The 19606-nt window shown below is 64.5% G+C and carries 21 protein-coding genes; 11 read left to right on the top strand and 10 right to left on the bottom strand.

Annotation, left to right across the window (positions count from 1 at the left end; genetic code table 11):
* Positions 1 to 73: 73 nt before the first annotated feature.
* On the bottom strand, positions 74 to 2845 hold the full coding sequence (gene polA / locus C9I57_RS27930; RefSeq protein ID WP_107153811.1) for a DNA polymerase I: 2772 nt from the start codon (positions 2843 to 2845) through the stop codon (positions 74 to 76).
* Position 2846: 1 nt separating this feature from the next.
* Between polA and C9I57_RS27925 the strand changes: the two genes are divergently transcribed.
* Positions 2847 to 3593: a TIGR00730 family Rossman fold protein gene (locus tag C9I57_RS27925; RefSeq protein ID WP_018439749.1), complete on the top strand. Its 747-nt coding sequence runs from the start codon at positions 2847 to 2849 to the stop codon at positions 3591 to 3593.
* Positions 3594 to 3606: 13 nt separating this feature from the next.
* Here C9I57_RS27925 and C9I57_RS27920 read toward each other — a convergent pair whose 3' ends face one another.
* The 3 genes from C9I57_RS27920 to C9I57_RS27910 all read right to left on the bottom strand — a co-directional run bounded on the left by C9I57_RS27920 (position 3607) and on the right by C9I57_RS27910 (position 5845).
* Complete coding sequence (locus C9I57_RS27920; protein WP_107153810.1) at positions 3607 to 3969, bottom strand: type II toxin-antitoxin system PemK/MazF family toxin; 363 nt, start codon at positions 3967 to 3969, stop codon at positions 3607 to 3609.
* The gene (locus C9I57_RS27915; protein ID WP_107153809.1) at positions 3969 to 4223 is read right to left on the bottom strand and encodes an AbrB/MazE/SpoVT family DNA-binding domain-containing protein; all 255 of its coding nucleotides are present in this window, start codon (positions 4221 to 4223) and stop codon (positions 3969 to 3971) included. Before C9I57_RS27915 ends, C9I57_RS27920 begins: the two co-directional genes overlap by 1 nt.
* Positions 4224 to 4318: 95 nt before the next feature.
* Positions 4319 to 5845: an AMP nucleosidase gene (locus C9I57_RS27910; RefSeq protein WP_107153843.1), complete on the bottom strand. Its 1527-nt coding sequence runs from the start codon at positions 5843 to 5845 to the stop codon at positions 4319 to 4321.
* A 206-nt stretch (positions 5846 to 6051) separates the two neighbouring features.
* Here C9I57_RS27910 and C9I57_RS27905 point away from each other — a divergent pair, with 206 nt between their 5' ends.
* The 3 genes from C9I57_RS27905 (at position 6052) to C9I57_RS27895 (ending at position 8414) form a co-directional block, all read left to right on the top strand.
* Positions 6052 to 6450 carry a hypothetical protein gene (locus C9I57_RS27905; RefSeq protein ID WP_107153808.1) on the top strand — a complete coding sequence of 133 codons (399 nt, stop codon included), beginning with the start codon at positions 6052 to 6054 and terminating at the stop codon, positions 6448 to 6450.
* A 183-nt stretch (positions 6451 to 6633) separates the two neighbouring features.
* Entirely contained in the window at positions 6634 to 7629 is a 996-nt protein-coding gene (locus C9I57_RS27900) for a homoserine kinase (protein WP_107153807.1), read from the top strand.
* Complete coding sequence (locus tag C9I57_RS27895; protein ID WP_107153806.1) at positions 7620 to 8414, top strand: BPSS1780 family membrane protein; 795 nt, start codon at positions 7620 to 7622, stop codon at positions 8412 to 8414. Before C9I57_RS27900 ends, C9I57_RS27895 begins: the two co-directional genes overlap by 10 nt.
* A 36-nt stretch (positions 8415 to 8450) precedes the next feature.
* On the opposite strand, the gene C9I57_RS27890 is transcribed toward C9I57_RS27895, so the two are convergent.
* Together C9I57_RS27890 and C9I57_RS27885 are read right to left on the bottom strand one after the other, a co-directional pair.
* Positions 8451 to 8627: a DUF3563 family protein gene (locus C9I57_RS27890; RefSeq protein ID WP_018439757.1), complete on the bottom strand. Its 177-nt coding sequence runs from the start codon at positions 8625 to 8627 to the stop codon at positions 8451 to 8453.
* 143 nt (positions 8628 to 8770) lie between these two features.
* Complete coding sequence (locus C9I57_RS27885) at positions 8771 to 9916, bottom strand: extracellular catalytic domain type 1 short-chain-length polyhydroxyalkanoate depolymerase (RefSeq protein ID WP_107153805.1); 1146 nt, start codon at positions 9914 to 9916, stop codon at positions 8771 to 8773.
* Positions 9917 to 10256: 340 nt separating this feature from the next.
* On the opposite strand from C9I57_RS27885, the gene C9I57_RS27880 reads away from it, so the two are divergent.
* Positions 10257 to 10952, top strand: coding sequence for a phosphatase PAP2 family protein (locus C9I57_RS27880; protein WP_107153804.1), 696 nt, complete (start codon positions 10257 to 10259; stop codon positions 10950 to 10952).
* 16 nt (positions 10953 to 10968) lie between these two features.
* Here C9I57_RS27880 and C9I57_RS27875 read toward each other — a convergent pair whose 3' ends face one another.
* The 3 genes from C9I57_RS27875 to C9I57_RS27865 form a co-directional block, all read right to left on the bottom strand.
* Entirely contained in the window at positions 10969 to 11868 is a 900-nt protein-coding gene (locus C9I57_RS27875) for a TOBE domain-containing protein (RefSeq protein WP_107153803.1), read from the bottom strand.
* Between the two features lie 40 nt (positions 11869 to 11908).
* On the bottom strand, positions 11909 to 13423 hold the full coding sequence (locus tag C9I57_RS27870; protein WP_146166277.1) for a CHAD domain-containing protein: 1515 nt from the start codon (positions 13421 to 13423) through the stop codon (positions 11909 to 11911).
* Between the two features lie 81 nt (positions 13424 to 13504).
* Positions 13505 to 13891 (bottom strand): tautomerase family protein, encoded by a 387-nt coding sequence (locus C9I57_RS27865; protein ID WP_107153801.1) that lies wholly within the window; start codon positions 13889 to 13891, stop codon positions 13505 to 13507.
* A gap of 97 nt (positions 13892 to 13988) precedes the next feature.
* Here C9I57_RS27865 and C9I57_RS27860 point away from each other — a divergent pair, with 97 nt between their 5' ends.
* From C9I57_RS27860 to C9I57_RS27835, 6 genes are all read left to right on the top strand, one after another.
* On the top strand, positions 13989 to 14864 hold the full coding sequence (locus C9I57_RS27860; protein WP_258187857.1) for a LysR family transcriptional regulator: 876 nt from the start codon (positions 13989 to 13991) through the stop codon (positions 14862 to 14864).
* A gap of 66 nt (positions 14865 to 14930) precedes the next feature.
* Positions 14931 to 15200: a MoaD/ThiS family protein gene (locus C9I57_RS27855; RefSeq protein ID WP_107153799.1), complete on the top strand. Its 270-nt coding sequence runs from the start codon at positions 14931 to 14933 to the stop codon at positions 15198 to 15200.
* A gap of 60 nt (positions 15201 to 15260) precedes the next feature.
* Complete coding sequence (locus tag C9I57_RS27850) at positions 15261 to 16445, top strand: WD40/YVTN/BNR-like repeat-containing protein (RefSeq protein ID WP_107153798.1); 1185 nt, start codon at positions 15261 to 15263, stop codon at positions 16443 to 16445.
* 195 nt (positions 16446 to 16640) lie between these two features.
* Entirely contained in the window at positions 16641 to 17630 is a 990-nt protein-coding gene (locus C9I57_RS27845; RefSeq protein ID WP_107153797.1) for a DMT family transporter, read from the top strand.
* Positions 17631 to 17744: 114 nt separating this feature from the next.
* Positions 17745 to 18107 (top strand): MbcA/ParS/Xre antitoxin family protein, encoded by a 363-nt coding sequence (locus C9I57_RS27840; RefSeq protein ID WP_051089988.1) that lies wholly within the window; start codon positions 17745 to 17747, stop codon positions 18105 to 18107.
* Complete coding sequence (locus tag C9I57_RS27835) at positions 18098 to 18790, top strand: RES family NAD+ phosphorylase (RefSeq protein WP_107153796.1); 693 nt, start codon at positions 18098 to 18100, stop codon at positions 18788 to 18790. Before C9I57_RS27840 ends, C9I57_RS27835 begins: the two co-directional genes overlap by 10 nt.
* Positions 18791 to 18803: 13 nt before the next feature.
* On the opposite strand, the gene C9I57_RS27830 is transcribed toward C9I57_RS27835, so the two are convergent.
* Complete coding sequence (locus C9I57_RS27830; RefSeq protein ID WP_107153795.1) at positions 18804 to 19547, bottom strand: metallophosphoesterase; 744 nt, start codon at positions 19545 to 19547, stop codon at positions 18804 to 18806.
* Positions 19548 to 19606: the final 59 nt, after the last annotated feature.

Raw genomic sequence — 19606 nt, 5'->3', positions numbered from 1 at the left:
GTTGCTGATTCTTGTTGCCGGCATCACGATGTGATGCGCACCGCTGAGCGCGGGGGGCAGCTACCGTCAGTTTTCAGTGCGCCTCTTCCCAATTCGCTCCCACACCGACTTCCGCGACGAGCGGCACCTTGAGCTCCGCAACGCCGCACATGAGCTGAGGCAACTTCTCGCGGACGGTCGGCAATTCGTCTTCCGGTACTTCCAGCACGAGCTCGTCGTGAACCTGCATGATCATGAGGCTCGCCGCGTTCTCGCGCTCGAGCCAGTCCTGCACGGCAATCATCGACATCTTGATGAGATCGGCGGCCGTGCCCTGCATCGGCGCGTTGATCGCGGCGCGTTCGGCCGCCTGCCGGCGCGGGCCACTCCCGCCGTTGATCTCCGGCAGCCAGAGGCGGCGGCCGAACACCGTTTCGACGAAACCCTTCTCCTTCGCGCTCATGCGCGTGTCGTCCATATACCGCGCGACACCGGGGTAACGGGTGAAATAACGGTCGATATAGAGCTTCGCCGCATCGCGCGTGATGCCGAGGTTCGACGCGAGGCCGAACGAGCTCATCCCGTAGATCAGGCCGAAATTGATGACCTTCGCGATGCGGCGCTGATCGTCCGTCACTTCGAGCGGCGTCACGCCGAAGACTTCCGACGCCGTTGCACGATGGATGTCTTCGCCTTTCGCGAACGAGGCCAGCAGCGACTCGTCGCCGGAGATGTGCGCCATGATGCGCAGCTCGATCTGCGAGTAATCGGCCGAGACGATCTTGCGGCCCTCGGGGGCGATAAACGCCTCGCGGATGCGGCGACCTTCGGCCGTGCGCACCGGAATGTTCTGCAAATTGGGATCGTTCGAGGCGAGCCGCCCCGTTACCGCGACGGCCTGCGCGTAGTTGGTATGAACGCGCCCCGTGCGCGGATTGACCATGCGCGGAAGCTTGTCCGTATAAGTCGACTTCAGCTTCGACAACCCGCGATGCTCGAGCAGCAGCTTCGGCAGCGGATAATCTTCGGCAAGCTTTTGCAGGACATCTTCGTCCGTCGACGGCGCGCCGCTCGGCGTCTTCTTGATGACCGGCAGTTGCAGACGCTCGAAGAATATCTGTCCGATCTGCTTCGGCGAGCCGAGATTGAACTCGCCGCCCGCCAGCTTGTAAGCCTCGGCTTCGAGTTCGATGAGGCGCGTGGCGATTTCGTTGCTTTGCCGGCGCAAGCGCTCACTGTCGATGAGCACGCCGTTGCGCTCCACCTTGCGCAACACGCGCGACGTCGGAATCTCGATATCGCGATAGACGCGCAAGAGGCCCGGCTCGCATTCGATGCGCGGATAGAGCGCCGCATGGAGTTGGTACGTGACGTCCGCGTCCTCGGCCGCGTACTCGGCCGCGGTCGCAAGCGGCACCTCGTCGAAGCACAGTTGGCCCGCGCCCTTGCCGCAAACATCTTCGTACTTGATGGTCTCGACCCCGAGGTGACGCATCGCGAGACTGTCCATGTCGTGCGAACGGTGCGATTCGAGCACGTACGACTGGAGCAGCGTGTCGTGCTCGACGCCGTTCAATGCGATGCCGTGGTTGAGCAGCACCTGCTCGTCGTATTTGAGGTGCTGGCCCAGCTTCTTCTTCTCGGGGTTCTCGAGCCACGGCTTCAGTCGCGCAAGCACTTCATCGCGCGGCAACTGCTCGGGATGGTCCGGGCCGCGATGCGCCACCGGGATGTACGCGGCGCAGTTGGCCTCGACGGCGAGCGAAAGGCCGACGATCTCGGCGACCATCGGATCGAGCGAAGTCGTCTCGGTATCGAACGACGTGATCGGCGCCGCGTCGATTCTGGCTAGCCAGGTGTCGAATTGCTCCCACGTCTGCACGGTTTCATAGTGGCGCGGCGCCTCGATCGTCGGAGCCGGCGCGGCCGCGAGCACGTTGGCCGCTTCGGGCGCGACCTCCTGTGCCGTTTCGACTTGCTCGATGAGCGTTTCCACTTCGCGCAGCCATGTGCGGAAGCCGTAGCGCATGAACAGCTCGCGCAGATCGAGCGGCGATTCGGGGCGCGTCGTCAAGGTCTCTTCGATCGACGCGACGTGGTCCTTCAGGTCGCATGCGCGCTCGACCGTAACGAGCTTCTTGCCGAGCGGCAAAAAATCGAGGGCGCGGCGCAGATTCTCGCCGACGGCGCCTTTGATGTCCGCGGCGTTCGCGATGACGCCCTCGAGCGTCTCGTATTGCGAGAGCCACTTGACGGCGGTCTTCGGACCGCACTTGGCGACGCCGGGTACGTTGTCGACCGTATCGCCGATGAGCGAAAGGTAGTCGATGATTCGCTCGGGCGGCACGCCGAACTTCGCGATCACGGCCTCGCGATCGAGCGTTTCGTTCGTCATCGTGTTGACGAGCGTGACGTGCGGGCTCACGAGCTGAGCGAGGTCCTTGTCACCCGTCGAGATGAGGACGTTCATTCCCTCGCGCTCCGCTTCGGCGGCCAGCGTGCCGATGACGTCGTCGGCCTCGACGCCGTCCACCATCAGCAACGGCCAGCCGAGCGCGCGCACGGCGAAATGGATCGGCTCGATCTGTTTCGCCAGGTCGTCCGGCATCGGCGGACGATGAGCCTTGTACTCGGGGTACCACTCGTCGCGAAACGTCTTGCCCTTGGCGTCGAACACGCACGCGCTATACTCTGCCGTGACATCCTTGCGCATGCGCCGCAACATGTTGACGATCCCATAGAGCGCACCCGTCGGTTCGCCGTCAGGACCGCGCAAGTCAGGCATCGCGTGGTAAGCCCGATAGAGATAGCTTGATCCATCGACCAACACCAGGGTCTTACCTTTTAGGTTTCGTTCCAAAAGCATTATGAACAAGACTAGAAAAGTGATTCCGAGTCTGCGATCGCTCGCAGATCAAGAACGCGCAACGGCCAAGAAGGCCCGCGCATCGTGGCAGATGTTCACGATTATGGCAGAGTTCATCGAGGCGACCGAGTACCTCTCGGAGATCCGCCCGGCCGTCAGCATCTACGGCTCGGCGCGCCTGAAGCCGAACTCGCCGTACTACAAGCTGACGATGCAGATCGCGCGCAAGCTGTCCGACGCGGGCTTCGCCGTCATCTCGGGCGGCGGCCCCGGCATCATGGCGGCCGCGAACCGCGGCGCGCATGCGGGCAAGGCCCCGTCCGTCGGACTCAACATCGAGTTGCCGCACGAGCAGTCGGGCAATCAGTGGCAGGACATCTCGCTGCGTTTTCGCCACTTCTTCACGCGCAAGGTCACGTTCGTCAAGAACTCGGACGCCGTCATCGTGATGCCGGGCGGCTTCGGCACGCTCGACGAGCTCGCCGAAGTCCTCACGCTGATTCAGACGAAGAAGTCGCGCCACGTCCCGATCATTCTCGTGGGCGGCGAGTTCTGGAAGGGGCTCCTCGACTGGTTCCAGAATTCGATGGTGCCGATGGGGCTCATCAGCCCCGGCGACATGAACCTGATGAAGGTCATCGACGATCCGGACCAGGTGCTCGAGGCGGTGCTTTCGTTCTACGAGGATCGCGAAGAGCCCCAGCCGCAGACGGTCAAGGCGGAAGAGGATCGGATGTTTTATCTCTGAGGCGCGAAGCGGCCTACTCCCCAATCGCAATGATCTGATTCAGCTGCTCGCATGCCGCTGCGAAGACTTCGTCGGGCGCACGCTTCCATGGATGCGCCTTGGCGCCGCGCGCGCGCCAGTCGAACGACTTCGGCTGGTGCCCAAGCACGTAACTCGTAATGTTCTTCGGCCCGCGAAACTTGATTGCAAACGGGTTAGTGTCATTGAACGCCGCTGTAGTCATCGGGAGTCCAATCACGATTCCAGTTTTTTCATTGAACGGTTTCGGCGAGAGGACCAGCATCGGGTGGAAATCCCGCATCTCGCGGCCAATCTGAGGATTGCAATCGATCCAGATGATGTCGCGTCGTTCCGGCACCCATGAACCGCCCGCCATCAGACCACCTCAGCGCCGACGGGGCCCGTTGCCATCGCTTCGCCCCCGTGTTTCGCGGGGTCGAACTGTGCCAGCTTCTCCGCGAGTGTGAGTTTGCGAGGACCGATCGGCTTCACCGTCACGCCCACCTCGTCGGTCGTCACTTCGACCTCCTGCCCCACCTCGAAGTGGGCAGACCGTGCAACGGCCGCGGGGATCCGAACAGCCAAGCTGTTCCCCCACTGCTGAATCCTGAGCGTGGCCGATTTTGCCATGGCGCAATCCCCTTTCGTATAGACAAGTATATACGGTCGCGCACGACGTTTCAACATGTGGATACGCTGCGAACGCGATCGTCAGCAACGTTTCCCTATTGAAACGCCACCTCCGCAAAACTGCGCAACTTGCGGCTATGCAGACGGTCGAGCCCGTTCATCCGCAAGAGCTCCATGGCCTTCACCCCGATCTGCAGGTGCTGATCGACCTGAGCGCGATAGAACTGATCGGCCATGCCGGGCAGCTTCACCTCCCCGTGCAGCGGCTTGTCCGAGACGCACAGCAGCGTGCCGTACGGCACGCGGAACCTGAAGCCGTTTGCCGCAATCGTCGCGCTTTCCATGTCGAGCGCGATCGCGCGGCTCTGCGAAAGCCGCCGCACCGGCTCTCGATAGTCGCGCAGCTCCCAGTTGCGATCGTCGACGCTCGCCACCGTCCCCGTGCGCATCACACGTTTCAACTCGGCGCCTTCGAGCTGTGTCACCTGCGCGACGGCGCGCTCGAGCGCGACCTGTACCTCGGCTAGCGCCGGAATCGGCACCCAGAGCGGCAGGTCGGCATCGAGCACGTGATCCTCGCGCACATAGCCGTGTGCCAGCACATAATCGCCGAGCCGCTGGGTGTTTCTGAGGCCGGCGCAGTGCCCGAGCATGATCCATGCGTGCGGCCGCAACACGGCGATGTGATCGGTGATCGTCTTCGCGTTCGAGGGGCCGACGCCGATGTTGATCATCGTAATGCCGCTGCCGTCGGCCCGCTTCAGGTGATAGGCGGGCATTTGCGGCAGCCGCACCGGCGCCGTTCCTTCGTCCGGCTGCTCACCGAGATTCGCGTTGTAGGTGACGACGTCGCCGGGCTCGACGAACGACGTGTATTGGCATCGATAGGCACGCAGCTCCTCGTCGTCGGTAGGCGACATCAGGGCGTGCCCGAGTTTCGTGAATTCGTCGATGTAGAACTGATAGTTCGTGTAAAGAACGTAGTTCTGAAAATGCGTGGGCGACGTCGCCGTATAGTGCTTGAGACGATGCAGCGAAAAATCGACGCGCGGCGCCGTAAAGAGCGCAAGCGGATGCGGCTCGCCGGGCGCCGGCTCGTACGTGCCGTTGACGATGCGATCGTCGAGCTGCGCGAGATCGGGCGTATCGAAAACGTCGCGCATCGCCATCAGCCGATCACGCCCGAGGTCGCCTTCGAGGTGAATGCCTTCAGCGAACGCGAAGTGAATGGGGATCGGCTGCTGCGATACGCCGACTTCGATCGAAACGCTGTGATTCTTCGCAAGAAGCCGCAGCTGCTCGCGGTAGTAGTTGCCAAAGAGATCGGGGCGCGTCACCGTCGTTTCATAAACGCCAGGACCTGCAACGAAGCCGTAGGAGCGGCGCGAATCGACGCGCGTATTGACTTCAGTCTGAACACGCACGAACGGATAGCAGGCGCGCACATGCTCGGTGAAGGCTTCGTTGCGGCGGTAGCGCGCGAAGGCGTCGCGCAGGAACGCGGTATTGGCCTCGTAGATCGCGGAGAGCCGCGCGACGGCATCGGCCGCGTCGGTGAAGGCTTCGGTCGGAAAGTCGCTCGGGTGCACTGCCCGCGCATGCTGAGTCAGATCGTTTTTCATCTTTGATTTCGCCTCGTCGAATGCAACGACATTACCACGAAGTATGTGGCTAAACGTTGCGCGGCCGGTCACGCTGGCCATTCGGCCAGCGAGGCGTGGGGACATGCGCCACGGCGCTCAAAAAAATGTGTCCCGGTGCGTGCGCAAGCGAAGCCGTTTTGGGGGACGCATTTGCTAGAATCTAAGGGTTCCCTTGGAGAAACACTATGAAGCCGTATCTCCCCGTCGCCGTTGCCGTTTCGGCGATGCTTGCCGTGTGCGGCGTCTCCGCCGCCCAACCGGCCGATAACGCCCAGGCGCACGCGGCATCGCGCGCTGCCAACGAAGCGGCGGGTCTGCCCGATCTTGACGCCATCAATCGGCCGGCGGCGGAGGTCTCGTCGAAAGTCGATATCAACGTGCCGCGCACGCCGAGCTTCTATGAGAGGAGCGGCAACGGCACCGAAATCACCGAGTACCGCGACAAAGGCAAGCCCGTCGAGATCGACGTTCGCTCGAATTTCGGTACGCACTATCAGATGAGCGCCTCGCCCGATACTTCCCCGAAACCTCACGACAGCGGTCAGCCAAGTACGCGCCTGCCGTCGATCAACCTGCATTACTGATTGTTATGAAGGGACCGTCATCGGGCCGTCACGCATGAGCGGCCGGCCCGCCGTGGCGCTGTCTCAGCCTCAGCAACGTTCATCGTCGCGCCGCCGAACGCCGGCTTTTGCTGGCGGGTGCCTTGCAAGGCGCGCCAAGCGCACTCCCTTGCCGTTCGTCAATCCGATTTCGAAGCTCTCCGCATGGCCGTATTCACTGTCGTCAACGAAACCGACCTCGCGCAATGGATGCGCCACTACGATCTCGGCGAGGTCGTCGATTTTCGCGGCATCAGCTCGGGCATCGAAAACAGCAACTACTTCCTCACCACGACGCGTGGCGACTTCGTCCTCACGATCTTCGAAAAGCTGACGGCCGAGCAGTTGCCGTTCTATCTCGATCTGATGCGCCACCTGGCGTCGCATAGCGTGCCGGTTCCGGATCCCGTGCCGCGCGACGACGGCGCGCTCTTCGGCATCCTGCACGGCAAGCCCGCCACCATCGTGACGAAGCTCGAGGGCAAGGCCGAACTCGCGCCCGGCGCCGAACATTGCGGGGAAGTGGGCCAGATGCTCGCGCGCCTGCATCTGGCGGGCCGCGATTTCAAGTCGCATCAGCCGAATCTGCGCAGCCTCGCCTGGTGGAAAGAAACGGTGCCGCAGATCGTGCCGTTCGTCGACGAAGCGCAGCGCGAGCTTATCGTCGACGAGCTCGCCCACCAGGAGGCATTCTTCGAATCGGCCGATTACGCAGCGCTGCCGGGCGGCCCCTGCCATTGCGATCTTTTCCGCGACAACGTGCTGTTCGCGCCGGCGGCGCCGGGAACGAACCACCAGGTGCGGCTCGGCGGATTCTTCGACTTCTATTTCGCGGGCTGCGACAAGTGGCTCTTCGACGTGGCGGTGACGGCCAACGACTGGTGCGTCGATCTTGCGACTGGCCGTTTCGATGGCGCGAGGCTCACGGCGCTGCTGCGCGCCTATCAGACCGTGCGGCCCTTCACGCCGGAAGAGAACCGGCATTGGCGCGACATGCTGCGTGCGGGCGCGTACCGTTTCTGGGTCTCGCGCCTTTACGATTACTATCTGCCGCGCGCGGCCGCGATGCTGCAGCCGCATGACCCCACTCATTTCGAGCGCATTCTGCGCCAACGCATGATGCACGCCGACGCCGCGAGCGCTTCCCCGCTATGCAACTAATCGAAGTTCCCGCAAAAACCGGCTACGTCTGGTACCGGCAGGGCATATGGCTCTTTCGCCGCAACCCGCTGGCGTTCCTGACGATCTTCTTCACCTACCTCTTCGCGATGTGGATCGTCTCGCTCGTGCCGATGGTAGGCGGCATCCTGCCGCTCGCGTTCATTCCGGGTGTGGCGGTAGGGTTCATGGCGGCCTGTCGCGACACGGTGGCGGGCAAGCCGGTCTTCCCGACGATACTGGTGGACGGATTCCGTTCGTATGGAGGGCTCGCCGCGCGACGGCTCATCGAGCTCGGCGGCCTCTACGTCGCGGCGATCGCGCTCGTGTTCGCGGGCTCGGCGCTCGCCGATGGGGGGATCTTGTTCAAATTGATGCTCGGCGTCTCCGGCGTGTCTCCGGAAACGCTGGCAAAGACGAAATCAGTGCCGCTTGCGGGGCTCGTGGCACTAGCCTGCTATGTGCCGGTAGCGATGCTTTTCTGGTTCGCGCCCATTCTCGCCGCGTGGCACGGCGTGCCGCCCGCCAAGGCAATGTTCTTCAGCCTCGTCAGCTGCTGGCGCAACCGCGGTGCGTTCATCGTCTACGCCGCGCTATGGTTCGCGACGGCAATCGTCGTATCGATCGGGCTTTCGTTCCTGATGGACGCGCTCGACGCGCACGACTATGCGTTCGCCGTGCTTTTTCCGGCGACGATCACGTTGACGACGATGCTCTACTGCTCGTTCTACGCGACCTACCGCGGTTGCTTCGGGACGCAGAACGCTGAAAAGCCGGCCGGGCAATAAGGCCGGGCCGGCTCGTTCGTCAGCACTCGGCTTTGCTCAGTACTGGCCGAGCCACGCCGCGGAAGGCGTCGCCGCGTCGCGGTCGAGCTTGCGCATGCGGTACTCGAGATCGTAAAGATCGGTGGCTTCCGCCAGATAGGCATCGTCGCGCTCTTTCTTGCGCTCGTCGGCGGATTTCGTCAGGAACAGGAACAGGCGGCTAAGCAGAAACATGGTGGACCTCTCGGCAGGGTTGACCCCTAGGTATTTACCCGTATTATAGGGAAAACCCTGATCACTTGCCAGTCCTTTGTCGCAGTGCGTCAAAACTGTCGCGTTAACGCATCGCTCATCCACTTTGGCCGCCGATTCGCGGCTCAGCGGCCGGACGCCGCGGCTCGCCTGACCGCGGCGTTGACAACCCGATTGCGTCTGCGCTGATAGCGGAAAAACTCCCACATCAGCGCGCTCGCATCGGGCCCTTTGCGCGAGTGGAATGGAATCGCATCATCGCCACCAGCCCACGCATGGCCTAGATCGGCAACGCGCACGAGCCGCACGACGCGGCGGCCGCCCGCCGAGTAGTCGCGGATCATCGTCCCCGCCTCCCGCGTTTCGCGAATGGTGCCCGAGACCGGCGCACCGCTGGCGTCCACAAGCCCGTTCGCGCGCAGAAACTCGACCGCGAGCTGTTCGGCGTTTTGCGGCGCCACCACCGCATCCTGGTCGCCCTGCACGATGACCGCCGGCATGCCCGGGTACGCCGTGGCGTCGATGGCGGCATCGACGAGCGCCACCGGGTCGTGCCGCGCGCCACGCCGCATCACGTCCATTGCCGTCATGCCGGAATGCGCCTCGCCGAACGCGGGTGCAGAGTGAAGCCCGACCGCCGCGAAGCGCTCCGGGTAGTGCATCGCAAGCAGTGAAGCGAGCCCCGCGCCGGCCGAAAGACCCGCGACGTAAACGCGCTCCGGGTCGAATCCATACGCCTCGACAAGCTCGTCGACGAGCGAGACGACGGCGCGCGCTTCTCCGCGTCCCGCGGAATCCCGATCGTCGTACCAATGCCAGCATCGGTGCGCATGTGCGTGCTTCGACTGCTCCGGATAGACGACGGCGAATCCTTGCGCATCGGCGACGAGGTTCATCCGCGTGCCCGCCGCGAACTCGTCGATGGTCTGCTTGCATCCGTGCAGCATCACCACGAGCGGCATCTGCAACGTCGAGCGCGTGGGCGGCACATAGAGGCCATACGACAGATGATTGACGAGGCGGCCCGGCATCGGTGGCGCCGAGTGATACGACCGCGTCCACGTTCCCTTCGCCCACGCCGCCGCGCGCGGACGCACGCGCGACTCCGGCGCCTCGCGCGCCTGCCGTGGCTTCGCCGCGCGTACGCTATCGGCGCGCGCCTTCCGCTGTTTTTTCGTGACATCGCGCAGGTAGTCCGCCTGCACCTTGGGCAGGCCCGTCATCAACCGCTTGAAGCCGTGTAGCCAGATTTTCGTCAGACTTTTTGTCATTGAGCGAAGCCCGCTGAAAGAGGAAACCGGCGCGCCCGTCCTTCCATGACGCACTGCACAATACTACCCCTTCGTCGATGTTCGACGCATGTCAATCCGTTGCGCACCTGTTTAATCAGTAAATTCTCGTTTCGCTGATTCCCTATCCGGAGCCCGGTCGCGGGTGCAGTCGCTATACTGTGCGTTCGCGCACGTTTTTCCTGTCGTCCGGTCCGGGGGCTTGCGCGTTCTTACGTATCATCAAGCCGAGCGCCCTCGCGCACGGCCCGCCCCGAAAGGCGCCCGTGAGGAATTCTCGTTGGGAGTCCCTCTCGGGGAAGTCCCCCTCGCGCGTACTGACATGCACGACCTTCCGCTTCACCTCTGGTATACGATCACGCGCCTCGGCGGCCCGGGTCTCACGCTGCCTCTCGCCCTCACGATCGCGCTGTGGCTCGCGCTCGGCTACACGTGGCGCCTCGCGGCGGGCTGGCTCGCCATCATCGCGGGGGCATCCTGCATCGTCGCGCTGACGAAGATCGCCTTTCTCGGCTGGGGGGTTGGCGTTCGCGAATGGGACTTCACCGGAGTGAGCGGCCACGCCATGCTCTCGACCGCTGTCTATCCGGTCGGCTTATTCCTGACCTTGCTACCGACGCGGACACGTATCCGCGTGCTTGGCGTCGCGCTCGGCATGGCCGCCGGCGTCGCGGTCGGGCTCTCGCGCGTGGTGCTCGAAGCGCATTCGCCGTCGGAAGCCATCGCCGGTTGCATCATCGGCGCGCTCGCCGCCGTACTCTTCGTCTGGTGGGCTTGGGACGCTCACCCGGGCAAGCTTTCAGCCGTGCCCGTGGCGGTGAGCCTGCTGATGCTCGCGGTGGCGTTGCACGACGTCCGGGTGCCGACGCAACGTTGGATCACGCACGTCGCACTCCATCTCTCGGGCCACGAGCGTCCCTACATTCGCGCTCGCTGGAAAGCCGGGCTCGAACCGTCGCACCGTGCGCCCGTCAGCTCGGCCCCGCATAGCGCCGCGCTCGGGATCGATCTGGCCTGAAAAACGCCCTGCCCGCTCAGTCCGTCGTACCGAGGATCACGCTCGACGCCTTGAAAACCGCGATTGCCGGTGTACCTTCGCTCAGCCCTAATGTCGAGACGCTCTCATTCGTGATGATGGCAGTCACCACGGCGGGCGCCGCGGTGCCGGCCGCGGTAGTGCTATCGAGTTCCAGCGAAACTTCGGAGTTGACCGCCCCCTGAGTCACGCGCTTGACCGACCCGGGTAGCCGGTTGCGCGCGGAAATGCGCAACGACGCTGCGCCTTTCGAATCATCGACGGCCAGCATGATCCAGGAAGCCTTCACGAGCGCAAACGCCGGCTTGCCGACGGCGAGCCCGAGCCCTTCGACGCTCTCGTGCGTCACGACCGCGACGAGCATCTGCCCACCCGGCAACTTCAACACGACTTCGTCGTTGACCGCTCCGCGCGTAATCGATTCGACCGTCCCATAAAGCTGATTGCGTGCACTCGTCTTCATGCCGATTCTCCCGATCATTGCCCAGTCGCCCGCGAAATCGTCGATCGCCGCGCTCGCCCGCTCGATGAATTTGCGATGCTCGTGCTCGAGCGCGCGGTAGGTCTCAATGAGGCGCTCGGCGCGCGGCGTGAGCGTCGTGCCGCCGCCGCCCTTGCCGCCGGTCGAGCGGACGACGAGCGCGACGCCGGCAAGGTTGTTCATCGCGTCGATGGCTTCCCACGCCGCCTTGTAGCTGAGGCCGACGGCTTTTGCCGCGGCGGTGATGGACCCCGTCTCGCCGATCGCCGCGAGCAGCGCGATTCGCGCGGCGCCGGCCAACGTCTCGCCGTCCGCGCGCAACCAGAGCGATCCGGCGAGGCCGAGCGGCTTCTCGTCGGAGGCGTGATCCGGGTCAGTGGAAGCGGCGGGAGTCGACGATGGTGGAGGGACGCTCATGAGTAAAACGAAACGATGCCGCAAGTCGCGCCATTATGCGTCACGGTGCCACTTCACGCTCGATCTTCGGCTTCGGAAGCTTCGCCCGCAGACGGTCGGCCTCGTGCGCCGCCGCACGCGTGGCAGCTTCGCACCAGCCGCGTGCAAAGCCACGCTGGTAGTCGCTCACATCGAGATGTTCTTCTTCGAGAAACCGAAGCGCGGCAGCAGCGTCGTTCGCGTCGCCGAGCACGGATTGGATTCGGCTCACCTGCCTCGCTATTTTGCGGCGCCTGCGAGGCGCGACGAGCGGCTCGAAGAACTCGAGCGTATAGCGCAAGCGCTTAGCCTCGATGCGCCGGCGGTGCCGTCCCGCGGCATCGAGGGAGGCCAGCGGCGGCTCCGCCGTCAATCGCTTGTAATGGCGGCGCGCGCGTTTCGCGGCATATTCGCGCAGTGCGCGCCCGGCATGTTTCGGCGGGCCTGACGAAAAATGCTGGTTGGCCAGCCACTCGAGCCATGCGAGCGAAAGTTGCGCATACCGGCGCGAGCGCATCGCCTGCTGCAGACGCGCGCGCGCTTCGAGGCGGCGCGCATCGGCCGCGGCAATGATGCCCGACCATGCCGACGGATCGGCGTCGGCGGTGGCGAGCGCCGGCAGTGTCGAATCGACGAGCACATCGAAGTCGCGAGCTTCACCGAGCATCGCGCCGACCCACTGCAAGCCGGGTTCGACGTTGGTTCGCCATCCATCGTCGACCCAACTCGGAAACGTCTTGACGAGTGTCTTTGCGCGCCGCAACGAAACGCGCATTTGATGCACGAACTCGATCTCGCTGCTCTCGCGGACGCCGCGTTCGTTGCCGAACCATTGGTGCGCGATGTTCGTGGCGATCGCAATCAAAGCTTCATGCGGCGTGCGCGCGCCGGCAAGATCGACGCGCGACGCGCGCACGGGCTGGCGGGGCTTTGCGTTGCAGGCGCCGGCGGCGGATGTTTCGGTCGATTCCGGGAACGCGGGTAGATGATCGAGCAGCATTCGGGCCGCCGCGAACACCGCGCGCGTTGCGGACAGTCGAGCCGCATCAGCGTCCTCTGCGGAGACGGAATCGGCTCCGGCATCGATAGCGGAGGCATCGTCGTCAACATTGCAAGACAGGCGCAGCTCGCAGAATAACGATGCGTCTGTCGGTGGGGCGGCTTCGGAGGGCGCAGCCCCCGGCTCTTCCGCGGACTCGATCGCAAGCGCATCGACGAATTCGATCGCGACCGACCTACTGTCGGATGTCTGCCAGCGAAAAGCCAGCGGATGCGACGGCAACGACTCGCACTGTGTGCGCGCTTCGCGCTCGTCGGCCGCCGCGATCTCGATGCCGGGCAAATGTTCGAGCACATCGACGATGGCGCGGCCGATCGACCGCGCCGCAGCCCCCCCTTCAGCGTCGCGAGCGGTCTCGGCCCGTTCGCGAAACCATTGTCCAGCAGCCTTTGGCTCGACTGCGAGCACAATCTCCACGGCGTGCCGTGGCGGTCCGCTGGTGTTCGTGGGCTTGCGCATGCCGTCAATATTACACACTCACCGCGCTATCGCGCACGCCCCTGGCCCGGCGCGTGGTTCAGGCAACCATCGCCACCCACGAAACGTCAGGCATTTCAATTACTTTTTTACGTATTGCGCATCGCCAAGACCGAACGACCAGTTCTCCGGCAGGACTTCGACGAGATTGATGAAAACATCCTCCTTGCGCAGACCCGGCCGCTCGGCGAGCCGTTCGACGATGCGCTTATATAGCGCCTGCTTTTGACTGAGCGAGCGCGTATTGCTGACCGTCAGCTGAATGACGACAAAGTCGTCGCTGCGTTCAATGCCGAAGTAGCTGCGGTTATAGACGAGCGTTCCTGGTTGGTGCTCCGTGAGCAGCATGAACTGGTCGTCGGGCGGAACGTTGAATGTCTCCACGAGCGCCTGCTGGATACCTTCAGTCAATGCGTGGCGGTATTCGGCGGACTTCCCCGCGGCGAGAGAGATGCGAGCGAGCGGCATGGCAGCCTCCATGTGAACGATTCCCGAGCTCGCAGATTACCCTCCGCGTGCCATAATGAATACTCATCTTCGGATATTTCATTCATTTACGATTAAAATGGCTGATGTCCTCGATCTCGACGCGGTGCGCGCGTTCATCCACGTTGCCGATTTATGCAGCTTCACGCGCGCCGCCGACGCGCTCGGCACGACTCAATCGGCCGTCAGCCTGAAGGTCAAGCGCCTCGAGGCGCACCTCGGGAAAGCGCTTTTCGAGCGTACGCCGCGCTCGGTGCGCCTCTCGGCGGCCGGGCACGCGTTCCTCACTTCGGCGCGCGATCTGCTCGACGCCCATCAGCGCGCCCTCGCGTCGCTGACGGCCGAGCGGCGCACGCTGAAGATCGGGATCAGTGAGCACGTTGTCGGCTCGCAACTCGTACGGGTCGTCGAGAACCTGCACCGGCACGATTCGCGGTTGATCCTCGAGGTGCATCTCGGCTCGTCGTTCCCGCTCCTCGCGCAATACGACGAGCGGCGGCTCGATGCGGTCATCGTCCGCTACGAAGCCGACGAAGCGCCTGCCTGGTCGGCACGAACGGATGCGGAGCCGCTTTTCGTCGAGCCGCTCGTCTGGCTCGCGGCCGCGGGCTGGCGTCCCGAACCCGGCGAACCGCTCCCGCTTGCCATGATCGCCCCGCCCTGCGGCGTGCGCGGCGTGGCGATTCGCGCGCTCGAACGCGCCAATATCGCGTGGCAGGAGACGTTCGTGGGTGGTGGGATCGCCGCTGTCGGCGCGGCGCTTGCGGCCGGCCTCGCTGTCTCGGCATTGGCGAAGCGCGTGGCGCCGGCAGGCCTCGTGGAAGTGAACGGCAAGAATGGCCTGCCCGCGCTGCCGGCGCTTCCGAAATCGCAGATCGTCATGCATTCGCGCATGCGCGACCCGCGCGCCGCCGCCGCGCTGCGCATTCTCGCGGCATCGATCGAGCGCGGGTAAGGGCGTTTCGGCGCGCGCGTGCACGGGCTACACTGAAGCCTTGTCCCGACCATCGCATCGTCCGCCATGGCGCACCTCTTTTTCGCCCCGTCGATTCAACGGCACATCGTCATTCCCGAATGCGAGATCGCCGCGAAATCCGTCGATGAAGCGCTCGCGGCCGTGTTCGCCGGCGAGCCGCGACTGCGCGGCTACATCCTCGACGATCAAGGCGCGCTGCGCCGCCACCTCGCCGTCTTCGTCGACGGCCGGCCGGTGCGCGACAGACGTCGTCTTTCCGATGAAGTCGGCGAAACGAGCCGGATCTATGTCGTGCAGGCGCTGTCCGGCGGGTAGCGGCTGCATGAAAACCGCCGGCCGCACGGCAGATAACAGCTACCAGAGGAGACATCCAAAATGAGCGATCGGCTGATCGTCGGTACCCGCAAGGGCCTGTTCGAATTCGCATGGAACGACGGGGCGTTCGGTATCGGCCCGGGTACGCCGCATTTCCTCGGCGAGCCCGTCACGATGGCGCTCCTGGACCCGCGCGACGGCACGCTCTACGCCGCGCTGAACCTCGGGCACTTCGGCGTGAAGTTGCATCGTCGGCGCCCCGGTGGGATCGAATGGGAAGAATGCGCGGTGCCCGTCTATCCGCCGCAGCCGGAACGCGAGGCAGTCGCGCTCGAGGAAGAGCAAGCCGCCGACGCCCGAGCCGACGCTCTGTCGCAGTCTCAATCGCAGTCGTCACCAGACAACCGAGGCGCCACGGACGGGCCCTCCTGGACGCTCGAGCAAATCTGGACGCTCGAGCCGGGCGGCCCCGACGAGCCCGGTGTCCTCTGGGCCGGCACGATCCCCGGCGGGCTGTTCCGGTCAGACGACGGCGGCGATAGTTGGACGCTGAACCGCCCATTGTGGGACCGTCCCGAGCGCAGCGAATGGATGGGCGGCGGCTACGATCATCCAGGCATTCATTCGATCCTCGTCGATCCGCGCGACAGCCGACACGTGACGATCGGCATCTCCTCCGGCGGCATCTGGCAAACGAACGACGGCGGCGCAAGCTGGCGCCCGACCGCGGACGGGATGGAGGCCGACTATATGCCGCCCGAGCGGCGACACGACCCGAACATTCAGGACCCTCATCGCGTCGTCCAGTGTCCGGCCAGCCCGGACATGCTGTGGGTGCAGCACCATTGCGCGATATTTCGATCGATCGACGGCGGCGCGCGATGGAAGCGCGTCGAAGCGAAGCCGTCGAGCTTCGGCTTTGCCGTCGCCGCCCATCCGCATGATCCCGATACGGCCTGGTTCGTCCCGGCCGTCAAGGACGCGTGCCGCGTGCCCGTCGATGCGCGCTTCGTCGTGACGCGTACACGCGACGGCGGGCGCACGTTCGAGTCGTTCTCGGCGGGACTGCCGGACATGCCGGCCTACGATCTCGTCTATCGGCACGGGCTCGCCGTCGATTCGACCGGCAAGCGGCTCGCGATGGGCTCGACGACCGGCGGCCTCTGGACCTCCGAGGACGGAGGCGAAAGCTGGCGGCAGGCCTCGGCGCATTTGCCGCCGATCTACTGCGTGCGATTCGCGTAGAGGAATCAACGGTCACCGCCGACGAGCGGTCATGTCGCCGGTGGACAACATCACGGCTGGATGACTATGACATTGCCGCTCGACATACGTCATTCTCGGCTCTGAGGGCCCGTTCGCGCCGATCGCGGGCCCTCGGAGTTCAGAGCCTCGTCGCAATCTGAAATTCGATCTGGTGCCGGTGCGGATCGATCCTCAATGCCCATCACTGTGTCCAAGCACGAAAGGAATAAGCAAAACAACCCTACACGCGCGAATCTGCTGATGCTGTTTGCCGCCATGATCTGGGGCTCGGCGTTCGTCGCCCAGCGACTGAGTCTAGACGTGATCGGCCCGTTTCTGTTTACGGGCCTGCGTTTCCTGCTCGGCTCGGCGGTCGTCCTCGCGTTGTGTCTACGGCCCTCGGCGCGCGCCTCGCGCGGCGAGCTTGCCGCGCTCGTCCACGCCCCTGCGCGCGCATGGCCCGGCGCGCTGATCGGCGTCGTGCTGTCCATCGCTATCGGGCTGCAACAGGTCGGCCTGCAATACACCAAAGTTGCGAACGCCGGGTTCATTAGCTCGCTCTATGTCATCGTCGTCCCGATCCTCGGCGTCGCCCTCGGACATCGGACCCGGGCGGCCACATGGCTCGGTGCGCTGCTCGCCGTCGTCGGCATGTATCTGCTGAGCGTCAACGAATCGTTCGTCGTCCAAAGCGGCGACTTCTATCAGCTCGGATGCGCCATCATCGTTTCGCTGCAGGTTTTGCTCGTCGGCCGCTACGCGCGCTCGATCGACGTACTCGCCCTCTCCTTCGTCCAGTTCGCCACGTGCGGCTTCGTTTGCCTCTTCGTCGCGCTGCTGGTCGAGCCGATTCGCGGATCCGCCATCGTCGACGCGCTGCCGACGATTCTCTATAGCGGTGCTTTCTCGGTCGGCATCGGCTATACGATCCAGGTCGTCACGCAGCGTGACGCCGCGCCGGCTCATGCAGCCGTCATTTTCAGCATGGAAGGCGTGTTCGCGGCACTCGCCGGGTGGCTCGTACTCGATGAAACGCTGTCGTTGCGTGCCATCTACGGCTGCGCGCTGATGGTCGCCGGCTTGATCGCCTGCCAGTGCCTGCCGGACCGTGTGCAACGCCGCGCCGCGGGCTCCTCAGTCGCCGGCCCGCCACAGCTCGGTTGCAAAAATCCAGAAATGGACTAATATCGGCGTATAGACCGTTTCTGGATGAACCAGATGCCTGCCGCCGCCGTCCACCGCTTTCCGTCCACCGCGCGCGCCGTCAAGCCTTCGGGCGCGACGGCTTCGGTCGCCGAAATGTCTGCGGCCGGCTTGCGTGCGTTCTTCAATATCGCCCGCGACTGGGATCTTTCCATCGACGAGCAACTCGTCCTGCTCGGCTCGCCCGGCCGTTCGACGTTCTTTAAATGGAAGGCCGCCCCTGAATCGGCGCGCCTCACGCGCGATACGCTCGAGCGCCTGTCGCTGCTGCTTGGCATTTACAAGGCGCTGCAGATCCTGCTGCCCGAACACGCCGCGGCCGACGCCTGGGTCAAGCGCCCGAACAGCGCTCCGCCGTTCGGCGGCGCGCGCGCACTCGATCGGATGCTCGCAGGCAATGTCAGCGATCTCGTCGCCGTGCGGCAATATCTCGACGCGATGCGGGGCGGGTGGGCGTGACGGGTGCCTGGCGTCTCACGCTCATCGACTGGTCACCCGCGTATCGCGTCATTCCCACGCGCTTTCCCGCGGTGAACCTCTTCGATCGCGTCGCCTCGCCCGAGGATTTCGACGCGCTCTATGCGCTCGAATCGTTGACGAACGATCGACTCCGCACGGAGATCGGCGATCTGGATCTCGTGCCGCGCGAGGAGCGCCGCTTCGGTCCCGGCACCGGGCCGATCATGGCCGCGTTCACGCATCTGAACCTGCTCGGCAGCCGATTCTCGGACGGCAGCTACGGCGTGTTCTACTGCGCACGCGAGGCGCGCACGGCCATCGCTGAAACGCGCTTTCACTCGGCGAAGTTCCTGGCGGCCACGAACGAGCCGCCCATACGACAGCAAATGCGGCTCTATACGGTGACGGCGCAAGGCGAGGTCGCCGATTTGCGCGGCGACGAGACGATCGATTCGGCCATTCTGTCTCCGACCAACTACAGCGCGGGCCAGACGCTCGGGCGTGCCGTGCGCGCGGCGGCCGTGGCGGGCATCGTCTATCCATCCGTGCGCGATACGCATGGCGAATGCCTTGCAGCGTTGAAAACGACCATCCTGCGCGACTGCCGCCATGCGGCGTACCTCGAATACAACTGGAACGGCAGCGCGATCGACAGTGTTTTCGAATTGAAGCAGGTCGGTTAGCGGACCGCCGCCATCATGGCAGCGCCATTTGCGCCGCGCCTTCGGCGAGGGCGGTTTCGAGCGAAACGGACCATGCGCGTGGCGTCAGCGCCTCGGTGATCGTGAGCTTGCCGGTCAGCGCGAACGCACCCGTATCGACGAATATCTGCGAGCCGATGCGCCCCATCTCGCGCATCGGCGTATGGCCGCAGTACGTCACCGAGAGCCCCTCCTGTCGAGCCGGGTCGCCGTTGCCGAGCGCGAGCTCGCGCCCCCATAGCATTTGCTGCCGCACGCGTTCCGTAAAAACGCCAGCGTCGAGATCCGCGTCGCTGCCGAAGAACTCCGCGTGCACGATGTTGAAACGTTCCGCACCGCTGCCCACGACGCGCGCGAGCGGCAACGTCCGCAAGCGGTGCGCGTAGTGCAGCAACGCTTCGTCCGAGAGTGAATCGGCCCACTCTCCGCCAATGCTGTACCACCAGTTGCGGCGCATGCCGCCCTCGGCCACGAGGCAAAGCGCTTCCTCATGGTTGCCGAGCACGGCGTGGAACCACGGCTTGTCGAGCAGCGCCAGCGCCTCCTCGGATTGGCTGCCGCGGTCGATGAGGTCGCCTACGGAAAAGAGCCGGTCACGCGTGCCGTCGAACTGGATCTCGCGCAGCAGGTAGCGCAGCGCGTCGACGCAGCCGTGCAGATCGCCGACGATGAAATCACGGCCAACGGTATTGGCAGCGTGGCGGCAAACGATGGGAAAGGGTTCGGGGCTCGTGTCCATATCGCGATCATAGCCCTGTGCCCGCGGGCGGTCCTGGGTTTTCCCCCTCGCGCTGATTT

Origin of the sequence: Trinickia symbiotica, assembly GCF_003028655.1 — a bacterium.
GTDB lineage: Bacteria > Pseudomonadota > Gammaproteobacteria > Burkholderiales > Burkholderiaceae > Trinickia > Trinickia symbiotica_A.
The sequence above is the reverse complement of the archived record's forward strand: the minus strand, read 5'-3'. Positions and strand labels throughout refer to the sequence as shown.

What these genes read in the sequence shown, in the direction of transcription:
- polA (WP_107153811.1), bottom strand. Translation starts at nt 2,845, where the DNA reads ATGCTTTTGGAACGAAACCTAAAAGGTAAGACCCTGGTGTTGGTCGAT.
- C9I57_RS27925 (WP_018439749.1), top strand. Translation starts at nt 2,847, where the DNA reads ATGAACAAGACTAGAAAAGTGATTCCGAGTCTGCGATCGCTCGCAGAT.
- C9I57_RS27920 (WP_107153810.1), bottom strand. Translation starts at nt 3,969, where the DNA reads ATGGCGGGCGGTTCATGGGTGCCGGAACGACGCGACATCATCTGGATC.
- C9I57_RS27915 (WP_107153809.1), bottom strand. Translation starts at nt 4,223, where the DNA reads ATGGCAAAATCGGCCACGCTCAGGATTCAGCAGTGGGGGAACAGCTTG.
- C9I57_RS27910 (WP_107153843.1), bottom strand. Translation starts at nt 5,845, where the DNA reads ATGAAAAACGATCTGACTCAGCATGCGCGGGCAGTGCACCCGAGCGAC.
- C9I57_RS27905 (WP_107153808.1), top strand. Translation starts at nt 6,052, where the DNA reads ATGAAGCCGTATCTCCCCGTCGCCGTTGCCGTTTCGGCGATGCTTGCC.
- C9I57_RS27900 (WP_107153807.1), top strand. Translation starts at nt 6,634, where the DNA reads ATGGCCGTATTCACTGTCGTCAACGAAACCGACCTCGCGCAATGGATG.
- C9I57_RS27895 (WP_107153806.1), top strand. Translation starts at nt 7,620, where the DNA reads ATGCAACTAATCGAAGTTCCCGCAAAAACCGGCTACGTCTGGTACCGG.
- C9I57_RS27890 (WP_018439757.1), bottom strand. Translation starts at nt 8,627, where the DNA reads ATGTTTCTGCTTAGCCGCCTGTTCCTGTTCCTGACGAAATCCGCCGAC.
- C9I57_RS27885 (WP_107153805.1), bottom strand. Translation starts at nt 9,916, where the DNA reads ATGACAAAAAGTCTGACGAAAATCTGGCTACACGGCTTCAAGCGGTTG.
- C9I57_RS27880 (WP_107153804.1), top strand. Translation starts at nt 10,257, where the DNA reads ATGCACGACCTTCCGCTTCACCTCTGGTATACGATCACGCGCCTCGGC.
- C9I57_RS27875 (WP_107153803.1), bottom strand. Translation starts at nt 11,868, where the DNA reads ATGAGCGTCCCTCCACCATCGTCGACTCCCGCCGCTTCCACTGACCCG.
- C9I57_RS27865 (WP_107153801.1), bottom strand. Translation starts at nt 13,891, where the DNA reads ATGCCGCTCGCTCGCATCTCTCTCGCCGCGGGGAAGTCCGCCGAATAC.
- C9I57_RS27860 (WP_258187857.1), top strand. Translation starts at nt 13,989, where the DNA reads ATGGCTGATGTCCTCGATCTCGACGCGGTGCGCGCGTTCATCCACGTT.
- C9I57_RS27855 (WP_107153799.1), top strand. Translation starts at nt 14,931, where the DNA reads ATGGCGCACCTCTTTTTCGCCCCGTCGATTCAACGGCACATCGTCATT.
- C9I57_RS27850 (WP_107153798.1), top strand. Translation starts at nt 15,261, where the DNA reads ATGAGCGATCGGCTGATCGTCGGTACCCGCAAGGGCCTGTTCGAATTC.
- C9I57_RS27845 (WP_107153797.1), top strand. Translation starts at nt 16,641, where the DNA reads ATGCCCATCACTGTGTCCAAGCACGAAAGGAATAAGCAAAACAACCCT.
- C9I57_RS27840 (WP_051089988.1), top strand. Translation starts at nt 17,745, where the DNA reads ATGTCTGCGGCCGGCTTGCGTGCGTTCTTCAATATCGCCCGCGACTGG.
- C9I57_RS27830 (WP_107153795.1), bottom strand. Translation starts at nt 19,547, where the DNA reads ATGGACACGAGCCCCGAACCCTTTCCCATCGTTTGCCGCCACGCTGCC.